We start from the raw sequence: 12,324 nt of genomic DNA, 5'->3' as shown, positions 1-12,324 counted from the left end.
TAAATGATGGCCTTTCAAATACTTCTGAATGTATTCCTTGCGTTCGTGTGGATGTTTTTAAGAAATGAATATAACGGAAGCTCATTTTTGGTAGGATATTTCTTTGGTTTACTAATCGTGTTTGGTTTCAGGAGGTTTTTTAGCAGCCGTTTCTATATGCTGCGTATTATTGCTGTATTTTCTTTGCTGTATATCTTTCTAAGAGAGCTAGTGCTCTCCAACATATCAGTATTAAAAGTTGTCCTTAAGCCCAATCTCGATATGAGGCCTGGTATTTTCGCTTTGGAAACAGAGCTTACAAAGGACTGGGAAATAACGATCTTGGCCAATTTAATTACATTGACTCCGGGGACACTTGTCGTTGATATTTCGCCGGATAATAAAATTCTCTACATCCATGCGATGGATATATCTGATGTTGGCCAGGCGGTACAGGATATTAAAGGGACATTTGAAAAAGCGATAATGGAGGTGAGCAGATAATGTTTACACTCGTTCTTCAAATTTCTTTAGTGTGTGTATGCATTTCCATGCTTGGATTGATTTATCGTGTGATAAAGGGTCCCTCTGTTCCTGACAGAGTTGTAGCCTTAGATGCAATCGGCATAAACCTGATCGCGATTATCGCACTTGTATCGATGATCCTTGATACAAGTGCCTTCCTAGAAGCTATTCTCTTGCTCGGCATTCTTTCATTTCTTGGTACGATTGCATTTTCCAAGTTTATAGAAAAAGGGGAGGTTATTGAAAATGACCGAGATCTTTAAGCTGATAGCCGGCATATTAATATTGTTGGGCGCATTCTTATCACTTGTATCCGCATTCGGCATCGTAAGGCTTCCTGATGTATATACCAGAAATCATGCTGCCTCAAAAAGCTCGACTTTGGGGATTATGTCAATCCTTATCGGTACATTCATTTATTTTTTCCTAGAGCATGGGCATTTTAATTCCAGAATCTTGCTTGGCGTTGTTTTTATATTTATAACCGCTCCTGTAGCCGGTCATATTATTAGCAGAGCTGCTTATAATACTGGTGTTAAATTATGGGATAAAAGCGTGCTTGATGACTTGAAGCAAGCCCGCAAGGTCATTGATTCTAAGCGCACGGATTAATACTCTAAGCCTATTTATATCTTGAAGGCTTTTCTAACTCCCTCTCTGCAAAAAAGATGCATTCGCCTAAGCGTTTGCATCTTTTTTTGTTGAAATCACTGCCAACGTGCAGCGTGAGACACATATCAAATTGTCCTCTTCATCGCGTATCTTGATGTCCCAAACCATAGTAGTTTTTCCCCTATGTAGAATATTGCCTTCAGCTGTTACATAGCCAGTTCTCTTTCCACGGATATGGTTTGCGTTAATTTCAAGGCCTACAACCGCCTGGCTCTCTTTATTTACCAGTTCAAATCCCCCGATACTGGCGACTGTTTCTGCGAGCGCTACGGAAGCGCCGCCATGCAGCAATCCAAAGGGCTGCCAGGTTCTTTCATCTACCGGCATCGTTGCAATTACCTTACCTTCTCCCAATTCTTTAATTTCGATTCCCAGGGAATTCATTAATGTTTTTTCAAGATTCATAGTGATTCTCCTCATTTTTCGTTCTATTTTTACAATGTTCTGCACTCTTTCAGGAAAATCCTTCTTTTTTTATAGATTTTCTATGCATTCATGAAAAAAAGAGGAAGGTATCAATGAGAGAAGTCTCATCAACACATCCTCTAATACTCTAGCTTTTCGTTAAATGCCTTATTCTGAATTTTGTCCTTCAAATCTTTCGACCAAGAGTGCAAGTGTCCTTGTCATGACCCCTGTTGCTCCGGCGGTCCCTAGGTCGGATGAGCTGCTCGTTGCCCCTGTTCCGGCAATATCCAGATGGACCCATGGAGTATTCTCTGCGAATTCTCCAATGAAGGCTCCTCCCATGATGGCATGCCCTGCGCTCCCTGGTGAATTATTTAGATCGGCAATTTTGCTTCCGCGTACCCGTTCTTTGTCTTTCTCCGTTATGGGCAGCCGCCAAATTGGTTCACCCGCTTCAAAAGAAGCTTCAAGGACATGTTCGAACCATTCCTCATTATTGGACATGGCACCTGTCATATCGTTGCCTAATGCCGTAATAACTCCACCTGTCAGAGTTGCAACATCTACTAAATAGTCAGCACCGTGATGTTGAGCGTAAGTAACGGCGTCAGCCAGCACCAGTCGCCCTTCTGCATCCGTATTTAATACTTCAATCGTTTTTCCGCTCATCGCTGTAATCACATCATCTGGTTTAAAAGCATTTCCACTAATCATGTTATCGGTCGAAGGAATGACAGCCACTACATTTTGTTCCGGTCTCAATTCACCGATAATCTCCATTGCCCCCAGAACGGCTGCTGCCCCGGCCATGTCCGTTTTCATGCCGACAATGCCCGTTTTGGTTTTAAGTGAATAACCGCCTGTATCAAAGGTGATCCCTTTTCCGACAAGGCCGATAACATTTTTCCATTCTTCCCTGCCCTGATATTTCAAAACAATCATTTTTGGCGCTTCGGTCGAGCCTTGGTTGACTGCCAGCATTGCCCCCATGCCTAGCTTTAACATATCTTCTTTTTCAAGAATCTCCGCTTCAAAGCTGTAACGGTCGGCGAGCTGGACTGCGTACTCGGCAAGGTCCGTAGCTGTAAGAAGGTTTCCGGGGGTATTCACAAGGTCTCTCGCTGAATTGGTTGCCCTTCCGAAAACATGGCCTACCGTTAGACAAGCTGAAATTTCCCCGGTCTCTGCCTCAGTATAAACGTTAATTTGCTCAATTTTCTTTTCGGTCTCGTTGGATTTTTGTTTATACCCTGCGAATTCGTACGTGGCCAGGGCGAATGCTTCACTGAGAGCATGGGCTGCATCGTAGGCGTCCACGTTTTCAGCCGTAAATGTATCAAGAGCAACGGACAAGCTTGTGAATTTCGCATTCTTCAAGGATTTAAACGCTTTTCCAAACGCTTCTCTAAGAGTCTCAAAAGTGAGTTCTTTTTCCTTTCCCAAACCAACAAAAATTAATCGCTTAATTCCCAGCCGCCCTAATGTATGGATTTTTGTTATAGCCTTCTTTTTCGCAGAAATTTCGCCTTCCTTTGCCAATTCCGTCAGCTGGCCTTCTAACTTTTGGTCGGCGTCCTTGGCTGTACCTGTTAACTTTATTGGTTTGTCAAAAACTCCTAGAAACAGGCATTCCTCTTTCCATTCCAAGTTGATTTCATTCTGAACAGTAAACATGTGCGACCTCCCTATTTTTCATGTAATCATTATAGCGGAGCCATTCATATATTTCGAATTTGTAACTCCTTTTGTGAATACACTTGCATGGTAAAAGGATTATACGTTTAACTTGCTTCTGTTTCGTTTATAGACAGTATATGGAGGGATCCTGTATTTTCTATTTAAAAGGGTAAGCATTTAAACTTGCGGAAAACATAAAAAAACATAGATCCTTTCATTATGGAACACGAGAAAACTGGAGAAAGAAGGTTGGTTTATGGAATTGCTTTTTAATTTCCCTTTAGTTGCTTCACTTATTTCAATATTTTTTGCTCAGTTCATTAAAGTGCCCATTCAATATATTGCCCTAAAAAAACTGGATTGGTCACTTATAACTTCAACGGGGGGGATGCCAAGCTCTCATTCAGCGGCTGTTACTGCCCTAGCGACCGGCGTTGGTCTAGAGTCTGGCATGGACTCACCTGTTTTTTCAGTAGCCACTATTTTTGCGGTGATTACAATGTTTGATGCCTCAGGAGTACGTAGACAGGCCGGGGAACAAGCTGCCGTTTTAAATAAGCTTGTAGCAGACTTCAATATATTTGTCGCTGAAGCAAAGAAATGGCAGAATAAAGAAGAAGCACAAAAGCAAAGGAAATTGAAAGAACTCCTTGGGCATAAACCCATAGAAGTATTCTTTGGGGGTTTGACAGGAATATTCGTTGCACTCTTTCTTTATTTTTATATTTTTTAAGGTCGGTGATTGTCTGTGAAGATCATTTCTATTTGCCCCAGCAATACGGAGCTTTGCGCTTACCTTGGAATTCAAGACTCTCTAATTGCCGTTGATGATTATTCCGATTGGCCCCAGTCGGTCACTGCTTTGCCTAAAGTCGGGCCCGACCTATCCATCAATATGGATTTGGTTCAAGAATTACAGCCTGATTTAGTTCTCGCCTCTTTAAGCGTTCCCGGGATGGAGAAGAACATCACTGAACTGAAAAACAGAAAGATTCCCCATATCGTGCTTAATCCGCAGTCACTGTTGGATATTGCAAACGATATAAAAACGATAGGCAGGGCTGTGGGAGAAACAGCCCGTGCCGAACAAAAAGGCGCTGAATTTCTGCAAACCATTGAAAGGTTCAGGTCTGTGTCAGCCACAATCCGCAATAAACCGTCCCTTTATTGGGAATGGTGGCCCAATCCCCTTTTCAGTCCGGGAGGCATCAACTGGCTTACGGAAATCAGCAGTCTTGCCGGTGCTTATAACATCTTGGAAGATATTGAACTTGCAAGCGTACAGATACCGCCCCAGGAAATCATTAAACGTAATCCTGACTTTATATGCCTGGCGTGGGTCGGTGTTCCTGAAGAAAAAATAAAGCCAGATTTAGTAAAGAAGAGAAAGGGCTGGGAGGAATTGGATGCGGTAAAAAAGGATAACATCCTGGTGCTCGAAGAACCCTTGTATTGCCGACCTTCTCCCCGCCTAATCGAGGGCTTGGTCAAACTGGCCAGAACCCTCCATCCGGAAGAATATAAAAATATTGAAACGAATATATCTTTATAACTTAAAAAATCCTTGCTCGAAATCAAGCAAGGATTTGCCTCACTATATTTTACTTTTTCACCTTTCCGGTAAATTGCTGGCGGAACACCTGCAATTCTTTTGTTTCGTTTAAAGAAGTCAATTCTTCTTGGGATAGCTTGCCGATGCCTTGTTTCACTATGTATACATCCAATGTTTTTTTGCCCCAATGATCATAAACCTCGTCCACAGTATCAAAATAAAGATCCAATTCATTTCCATTAATAGCACCGCCCTTATCAGCAACCACCCCATAGCCGTATCCCGGTATAAAAAGGATAGTCCCTAATGGAAATACTTCCAAATCAGCAGCTATAGTTGAGTATAAATCTCGTTTGACTTTTACTCCGGAAAACGTAATCCCGTAAGAAGGGCTACCCGGTGTTTTCCCTGTCGATTCATACCCTGCTGTGTAACCTGTGGCGACTACCTTCTGTCTCGGATATTGGGTAAAATCTATCGTTTCCTCGATGGTCTTTGGTGCTGCGGTCAATCTTGCAGAAACCATTGTTTTCGTCCCTGTTGCCGCTCTAAACGTTTTTCCTCCGAGTAACGGGCTCTTGTATACTTTGCCTGATTCTTGATGTTGTCCATACCATTCATTCTGGCCAAAATGCCCGTTTGCCTCCACGCCGGTAATATGCACAAACGTGGTGTATAGTGCGAGTATAAACAACAAGATAATAGCAACCCTTTTACATAGGTTTTTTATCCTTTTCATTTAACGGATGTCCACTCCTCTCACATAGAATATTTCTTTCCCAAAAAGCAGAATCGTATTCTTATGGAGGAGTAAAATATTTTCTTACTAAAAGGGGGAATCTGGATTGCATAAAAAAACAGGCACACATCATGTGTCCGCCTGCTTGTTTAAAACATCCTGTACCCTTTTTTGCGAAGTAAATTTATAGCGATTCCAGCCAAAAATGCACCAGCAAGCCCGCTTGATAAAATGACAATATCGGCCGTATGAAGGCTACCAAGTCTTTCACCAAGATTCATTAATGAATCTCCCGGATTTCTAAAATACTCTATTAATTTCTCGTCATTTACAATGGAAATAGCAATTAACGGAAATAATATTACCATAATCCATGAAGAACGAAACAGCATATTCAATAAAAACCCAATTCCAAAAAATAAAATGAAAAATAAAACCACCGAAATGATTAAAATAGGTATAGACATCTGCATGGCAGGCAAGCCCCTCCTCTGTCACTCTTAGTGTACTTAATGAAGGAGGGGATCGTCAATAAAGGATTCGTATCCGTTTTCAATTAATGGCTATCTGCATTAATTGAATAAAAAGATTTGAAAAGAACATAAATAAAGAAAAAACTGTCAAGACTACTGTCCTGGCAGTTTGAAAGCTCCAAATTACAGAATATTGAATTTTCCTTTTTTTATTACCATTGACGGGCCGCCAATCATGTAGAGAGCACGATTGTCGATCATTTTCTTCATGAAGGATGCTGTTTTTCCAGTCATTTTCTTTCCAAATGCTACACCAATAGCATCATCCTCGCCAAGCGAACATACAGTACCTTTAATATCAGGTGTGAACGAATCAAGGTTCTCTTGATTACGTACGAGGGCAGTAAGGTTCTTGGCGCATATTACGCCCTGTTGCATGGCAATTTGCGCAGTTGGCGGATATGGGCGATTGATTTCATCATTGATGATTAAAGAGCAATCGCCGACTATGAAGATATTATCATGGCCCGGAGCACGAAGATCCGGATTGACTTTTACGCGACCGCGCATCGCTTCAATTCCTGATGCTTCGATGAGTGAGCTACCGCGGACACCCGCAGCCCAAACGACTGTGGAAGCTTTAATTTCTTCCACTTCGTCCTCTCCTTTTGCAACGATGATTCCTTCTGGTGTGCAGCCCTTGATTGCAGTGCCGATTTTGAATTCAACACCTTTCTTCTCAAGGTGTGCTACGGCATATTGCACAAGCTCCGGATCGAAGCCTGGAAGAACCGTTGGAGCCGCCTCTACACATATAACACGGACTTTGTGGAAGTCTACATCATGTTCTTTGCAAAGCTCAGGAATGCGATTTGCTAATTCCCCAAGGAATTCAATCCCTGTGAAACCAGCACCTCCGACAACGATAGTCAAACGCTCATCCTTCTTTTCGGCTTCCGTATTATACGTGGCAAATTGATATTCAATGTGTTCACGAATCTGACGTGCAGAGTTTAGATTAGAGATGGAAAACGCATGCTCTTTCAAACCTTGGATGCCAAATGTTTCTGATTCGGCGCCTAACGCGATCACCAGGTAATCATATTCTATTTCGCCTTTTTCAAGCTTCACTTTCTTTTCAGCAGTCTTAATGTCAACAACTGTATCTTGAACGAACTGAACCTTATTTTTATCAAGTACGCTGCGAACTTCATAACGGACCCGGTCAGGTGCCAGGGTACCTGCAGATGCTTCATGCAGCCACGTTGTTTCATAATGGTAATCATTTTTATTAACTAATACGATGTCGGCTTCGTTTGCTCCTAAAGATTTTTGCAAACGGGTTACAGTCATAAGACCGCCGTAACCCGCTCCGAGTATTACGATTTTTGGCTTTCTCACAGTCATTTCCACCTTTACAATGTTTTCTTGCGCTGCGCTTTCCATAATTCTATCGTTTCACATTTAGGCCAACTTCATTATAAAAAGCATTCATCGAAGTTTGTGAATTACTTCACGAATGAGTTCAAAAAAATACACATAAAAAGTCATAAAATCTTAACAAAATAATATCTAAGTAAATATTATGCTTTTTTATCACGTTTTTCAAGCAGAATTCTTATTTTTCTTAGTTATCCCGTTATTACCATACCTTTCTAAGGCCGTTAATTATTGCGGCAATGATCATGCGAGGCATAACAACTTAGCTGTGCCGTGATAACAACTATTGCATCGGCTTCTAGCAAACCGCGGTTTATCTAATAAAGAAGAAGGGCGACGGGAAAAATATTACCATCTAATCATGTTGTGCACCTTTTCACTATGAACCATTCAATTTGTGCTAAAATATAAATTATGACTTCACACTCAATGGGAGGGTTTAGATTGAAGGAGAACGAAAAAGTATACGATATTACCATAATTGGCGGCGGCCCTACAGGATTATTCACAGCTTTCTATGGTGGCATGAGACAGGCATCCGTGAAAATTATTGAAAGCCTCCCTCAGCTTGGCGGACAGCTTTCTGCTCTCTATCCTGAGAAATATATTTATGATGTTGCCGGGTTTCCAAAGGTGCGGGCACAAGAACTTGTGAACAACCTAAAGGAGCAAATGGCCAAGTTTGAACAAACCATCGTCCTTGAACAAGCTGTTGAAAAACTGGAAAAACAGGAAGATGGGATATTTAAACTTACGACTGACAAAGAAATTCATTACTCTAAGACCATCATTATCACTGCAGGCAACGGTGCTTTCCAGCCGCGGAGAATGGAACTTGAGAATGCTTCACAATATGAAGGGAAAAACCTGCATTATTTCATTGATGACCTCAATCAATTCGCTGGTAAACGGGTCATTGTCTTTGGTGGAGGAGATTCAGCCGTAGACTGGGCTCTGATGCTTGAGCCGATTGCTGAGAAAGTAACCATTGTGCACCGTCGGGATAAGTTCCGTGCCCATGAACATAGCGTCGAAAATTTAAAAAATTCAAAGGTGGAAATCAAAACCCCATATGTGCCTGCTGAACTCATTGGCGATGACAATGAAGTAACACAGGTCGTTTTAGAAGGAGTAAACGGCGGCGAAAAAGAAGTAATTGATGTTGACGCCGTTATCGTCAACTATGGCTTTGTTTCCTCCCTAGGTCCAATTAAAGATTGGGGACTTGAAATCCAAAAGAACTCTATCGTCGTAAACACAAAAATGGAAACAAACATAGCGGGCGTTTATGCTGCAGGCGATATCTGCACGTATGAAGGAAAGGCTAAGCTAATTGCGACCGGTTTTGGTGAAGCGCCGACAGCCGTAAATAACGCAAAGCAGTATATCGATCCTAAAGCAAGGGTCCAGCCTATGCACAGCTCTTCCATGTTTTCTTAATTCTAGCCGACTCAGTTCGTAACACCTGAACGACAGCCTCCGCTTTCTTTCAGGTGTTTTTGTTTTATAAAAAACGAAGGGGTACAACACCAGATGTTAAGGATCTGCACTACTAATTTCGAGCAGTACATGACGCAAACGAAAATCTTGTTAACACGTAGTCCGGACTTATGACAGATGATTAGACTCAAGCAAATCATTCCTTAGGATAAGTGAAAAAACAGCATAGGTGCAACCACAATGGGCGATGCAGCAACCGGCCTGTGAGTCAGTTTCCAACGAATCAACGCGTAATTCTATGTTTAACATCCATGTATCGATTAAGGAAGCTTTGTATTGTTTAGCAACGTAAACAAAAAAGGCATCCTGGTTTCAGCAGGATGCCCTGTTCTTTTAGATTAACAATTCTCCGGAGTACCGGCATTAACTGCAGTTCTAAAGGAGGAACCGCAACCGCAGGAAGCAATGGCATTAGGATTGTCAATCGTGAAGCCGCCGCCCATCATCGATTGTTTGTAATCTATTTTTAGCCCATTCAAAATCGGGACATCCTGTTTATCCACAAGAATATGGATGCCGAACTGTTCAAGCTTCTGGTCCTGCTCGCCTGCTTCTTGTTCAAAGCCCATTCCATAGGAAAGACCGCTGCATCCTCCACCTTTTACCGCGACCCTTAAAAAGGAACCTTCCTCATCGTTATGTTTCATCATTTCTTTTATTTGAAAAGCTGCTGCTTCTGTTAAGTTTACTACTTCACTCATATGGACACCCTCCCTAAAGTATTGTTTGAGAAAGTTTGTTCGATAGAAAAAACACTCAAAAGGTTTAGCCTAGACTAGACTTAAAAATATTTACTACTGCTAGTATATACTAAAAAAATGACTTTGCTCAACTTTCCAGTTCATAATGTTATAGCGGCGATTATATTCTGTTAACCCACAACACGAAGCGTTATAATAATGTTATAGGTATTTTTAACCAGGAATAAAGAATCAATTATATTAATTAACACAAAGGGTGATAGAATTGGAAGAACTACAGCCGGCATTCGACCGTAATGTTCAGTGTTTATACTGCAATCATAAATTTACAACAAAAAAAATCCGTTCAAGATTTATTAAAGTCACCAACTATGATAGCGATTTCCGGCCTAATTACGCCAATAATCAAGCGAATGCTCTTTATTATAATATTTCTGTGTGCCCCAGCTGCGGTTTCTCGTTTTCTGATGATTTTACCAAATATTTTGCCCCCGGTACGAGGCAGCTGATACAGGAAAGAGTGGCATCAAAATGGATCGCTACGGATTACAGCGGAGAAAGAACGGCAGATGATGCCATAAATGCCTACAAGCTCGCAGGGTACTGTGCGACACTGAAAAAGGAAAAGCATATCAGCATAGCTGGCATCTTCCTGCGTATCGCTTGGTTATACCGGGAAAAGGGAGAACATGAACAGGAACAAAGATTCCTAAAACTAGCCCGCCACGAATACATGGAATCCTATTCAACAGACGATTTCAAAGGCACTCAGGTTTCTGAAGTCCGCCTCTTATATTTAGCAGGTGAACTGTCTACCCGTATCGGCGATATCCCCGCGGCTATGAAATATTTTTCACTGGTGATTGAAAAACAAAAACAGACGGTGGAAACAAAACTGATCGACATGGCGAAGGAACGCTGGCAGGAAATACGAGATACAAAAAAACTTTCCGAAGCGACCAATTAATGAAAGTAACTTCAAATTAGAACTTAAAAGGCTGCCAATTATAGGCAGCCTTTTAAAGAAAGCCAAATATCTCCCCATTAAAACATTGGGTTTTCTTCGAGATATTGGTATATATTTTCAACAAGCTGTTCTGGGGTTTCACCTGTGACAACTTCCCCATTTACAAGCGCGTATAAACTAGCCGCACACTTCCCGCAATAACCAAGGCAGCCGTATTCGATGATGTCGAAATTAGGATCCCTCTCCAATATTTCAAGAGCTAACTGCCCCCCGCTGGCAAGATTGCTTATACAAAATTCTATGATTGGGTTCATGCTTTCACTCTCCTATCATCAACAGAATATCCTACCCTTTTTTCGACAAACCGTCAACGGATCCGGCTTTGGAAAACGCTTTTCATTTGATATACTTATTGTGGTTTTGTCACAATTTCGTTATACTTTTTATGGCATTTAAATGAATACGCCGATATTTATCGCTCAACATACAAGTCATGGGTATTAACAAATCCTGATAGTAAACAGAATGGATTGCCTTTCCTCCGGGAGATTGTATGTTGGATTATGGGGTAAGTGAAGAATGTAAAAAGTCATCCAGCAGAAAACAAAGGGGAAATTCACATGAAGAACTTAGTCATACTTGGTGGCGGCTATGGAGGAATGAAAATCCTTCACGAATTGCTGCCCGAACATTTGCCTGACGATGTGACCATTACTTTGGTGGATCGCAATCCTTACCACTGTTTGAAAACAGAGTACTATGCTTTGGCTGCCGGTACTATTTCCGATCAGCACATTCGCGTGACTTTTCCGGACCATCCTCGCCTAAAAACTGTCTATGGGGAAATTACTTCTATTAACCTAGCTGAAAAACAAGTGTTGCTTAAGGACAACGAAGCCGTTCCCTATGATGATTTAGTGATCGGCCTTGGATGTGAAGATAATTATCATAATGTTCCTGGTGCTGAAACATTTACTTATAGCATTCAGACAATTGATAAATCCCGTCGTACTTACCAGGCCCTGAATAATTTGGGGGCAGGGGCAACCGTATCCATTGTCGGTGCCGGTTTGAGCGGTGTTGAGCTAGCAAGTGAATTGATTGAAAGCCGCCCTGATTTAAGAATTAAGTTATTTGATCGTGGCGACCATATATTATCAGCCTACCCAAAACGATTAAGTACATATGTAGAATCATGGTTTCAAGAACACCATGTAGAAATTATATCTAACTCGAACATAACGGAAGTACAAGAAAGAGTGTTGTATAACCATGGTGAACCGATAGCTAGTGATGTCATTGTATGGACTGCCGGCATCCAGGCGAATAAAATCGTCAGGAATCTGGATATAGAGAAGGACAAACACGGCCGTGCAATCCTGACGCCGCAGCACTTTCTTCCAAGTGATGACAGTGTATTTGTTGTAGGAGACTGCGCAGGCCTGCCGCATGCACCGAGTGCCCAGCTGGCTGAAGGACAGGCTGAGCAAATCGTGACAGTCCTTTTGAAAAAATGGGCGAATGAACCGCTGCCTGAGAGCTTTCCAACTATTAAATTAAAAGGCATACTAGGATCACTAGGGAAAAAGCACGGATTTGGACTCGTGGCGGACCGCGCAATCACAGGCAGGGTAGCCCGATTACTAAAATCCGGTATCCTTTGGATGTATAAGCATCATAATGGATAATAA

15 protein-coding genes are annotated in these 12,324 nt (G+C 41.7%); 8 read left to right on the top strand and 7 right to left on the bottom strand.

What is annotated here, in order from left to right; genetic code table 11:
* Positions 1-6 precede the first annotated feature (6 nt).
* Genes CUU64_RS10420 through mnhG form a run of 3 tightly spaced genes read left to right on the top strand, consistent with a single transcriptional unit; the run spans position 7 to position 1,116 of the window.
* The gene (locus tag CUU64_RS10420; RefSeq protein WP_101633563.1) at positions 7-483 is read left to right on the top strand and encodes a Na+/H+ antiporter subunit E; all 477 of its coding nucleotides are present in this window, start codon (positions 7-9) and stop codon (positions 481-483) included.
* Complete coding sequence (locus tag CUU64_RS10415; RefSeq protein WP_101633562.1) at positions 483-767, top strand: Na(+)/H(+) antiporter subunit F1; 285 nt, start codon at positions 483-485, stop codon at positions 765-767. The genes CUU64_RS10420 and CUU64_RS10415 overlap by 1 nt, the downstream gene beginning before the upstream one ends.
* Entirely contained in the window at positions 751-1,116 is a 366-nt protein-coding gene (mnhG, locus tag CUU64_RS10410; protein WP_101633561.1) for a monovalent cation/H(+) antiporter subunit G, read from the top strand. Before CUU64_RS10415 ends, mnhG begins: the two co-directional genes overlap by 17 nt.
* Positions 1,117-1,182: 66 nt before the next feature.
* Here mnhG and CUU64_RS10405 read toward each other — a convergent pair whose 3' ends face one another.
* Positions 1,183-1,581: a hotdog fold thioesterase gene (locus CUU64_RS10405; protein WP_101633560.1), complete on the bottom strand. Its 399-nt coding sequence runs from the start codon at positions 1,579-1,581 to the stop codon at positions 1,183-1,185.
* 168 nt (positions 1,582-1,749) lie between these two features.
* Positions 1,750-3,258 carry a leucyl aminopeptidase gene (locus tag CUU64_RS10400; RefSeq protein WP_101633559.1) on the bottom strand — a complete coding sequence of 503 codons (1,509 nt, stop codon included), beginning with the start codon at positions 3,256-3,258 and terminating at the stop codon, positions 1,750-1,752.
* A gap of 259 nt (positions 3,259-3,517) precedes the next feature.
* Between CUU64_RS10400 and CUU64_RS10395 the strand changes: the two genes are divergently transcribed.
* Both CUU64_RS10395 and CUU64_RS10390 read left to right on the top strand, forming a co-directional pair.
* Positions 3,518-3,994, top strand: coding sequence for a divergent PAP2 family protein (locus tag CUU64_RS10395; RefSeq protein WP_101633558.1), 477 nt, complete (start codon positions 3,518-3,520; stop codon positions 3,992-3,994).
* A 15-nt stretch (positions 3,995-4,009) separates the two neighbouring features.
* Positions 4,010-4,813: a cobalamin-binding protein gene (locus CUU64_RS10390; protein ID WP_101633557.1), complete on the top strand. Its 804-nt coding sequence runs from the start codon at positions 4,010-4,012 to the stop codon at positions 4,811-4,813.
* 49 nt (positions 4,814-4,862) lie between these two features.
* Here the strand turns inward: CUU64_RS10390 and CUU64_RS10385 are convergent, their stop codons facing one another.
* From CUU64_RS10385 to CUU64_RS10375, 3 genes are all read right to left on the bottom strand, one after another.
* Positions 4,863-5,552, bottom strand: coding sequence for a 3D domain-containing protein (locus CUU64_RS10385; protein ID WP_101633556.1), 690 nt, complete (start codon positions 5,550-5,552; stop codon positions 4,863-4,865).
* Positions 5,553-5,701: 149 nt separating this feature from the next.
* Complete coding sequence (locus CUU64_RS10380) at positions 5,702-6,025, bottom strand: YuiB family protein (RefSeq protein WP_101633555.1); 324 nt, start codon at positions 6,023-6,025, stop codon at positions 5,702-5,704.
* Between the two features lie 183 nt (positions 6,026-6,208).
* Complete coding sequence (locus tag CUU64_RS10375) at positions 6,209-7,426, bottom strand: NAD(P)/FAD-dependent oxidoreductase (RefSeq protein WP_101633554.1); 1,218 nt, start codon at positions 7,424-7,426, stop codon at positions 6,209-6,211.
* 483 nt (positions 7,427-7,909) lie between these two features.
* Between CUU64_RS10375 and CUU64_RS10370 the strand changes: the two genes are divergently transcribed.
* Positions 7,910-8,905 carry an NAD(P)/FAD-dependent oxidoreductase gene (locus tag CUU64_RS10370; protein WP_101633553.1) on the top strand — a complete coding sequence of 332 codons (996 nt, stop codon included), beginning with the start codon at positions 7,910-7,912 and terminating at the stop codon, positions 8,903-8,905.
* A gap of 398 nt (positions 8,906-9,303) precedes the next feature.
* Here the strand turns inward: CUU64_RS10370 and CUU64_RS10365 are convergent, their stop codons facing one another.
* Entirely contained in the window at positions 9,304-9,666 is a 363-nt protein-coding gene (locus tag CUU64_RS10365; RefSeq protein ID WP_101633552.1) for a HesB/IscA family protein, read from the bottom strand.
* Between the two features lie 265 nt (positions 9,667-9,931).
* Here CUU64_RS10365 and CUU64_RS10360 point away from each other — a divergent pair, with 265 nt between their 5' ends.
* Positions 9,932-10,633 (top strand): DUF2225 domain-containing protein, encoded by a 702-nt coding sequence (locus CUU64_RS10360; RefSeq protein WP_101633551.1) that lies wholly within the window; start codon positions 9,932-9,934, stop codon positions 10,631-10,633.
* 77 nt (positions 10,634-10,710) lie between these two features.
* Here CUU64_RS10360 and CUU64_RS10355 read toward each other — a convergent pair whose 3' ends face one another.
* A complete protein-coding gene (locus CUU64_RS10355) occupies positions 10,711-10,947 on the bottom strand; it encodes a YuzB family protein (RefSeq protein WP_101633550.1) in 237 nt (78 codons plus the stop codon).
* 306 nt (positions 10,948-11,253) lie between these two features.
* On the opposite strand from CUU64_RS10355, the gene CUU64_RS10350 reads away from it, so the two are divergent.
* Positions 11,254-12,321 (top strand): NAD(P)/FAD-dependent oxidoreductase, encoded by a 1,068-nt coding sequence (locus tag CUU64_RS10350; protein WP_101633549.1) that lies wholly within the window; start codon positions 11,254-11,256, stop codon positions 12,319-12,321.
* Positions 12,322-12,324 lie beyond the last annotated feature (3 nt).

This window comes from Bacillus sp. V5-8f, assembly GCF_002863565.1.
Classification (GTDB): Bacteria; Bacillota; Bacilli; order Bacillales; family DSM-1321; genus Peribacillus.
The sequence above is the reverse complement of the archived record's forward strand: the minus strand, read 5'-3'. Positions and strand labels throughout refer to the sequence as shown.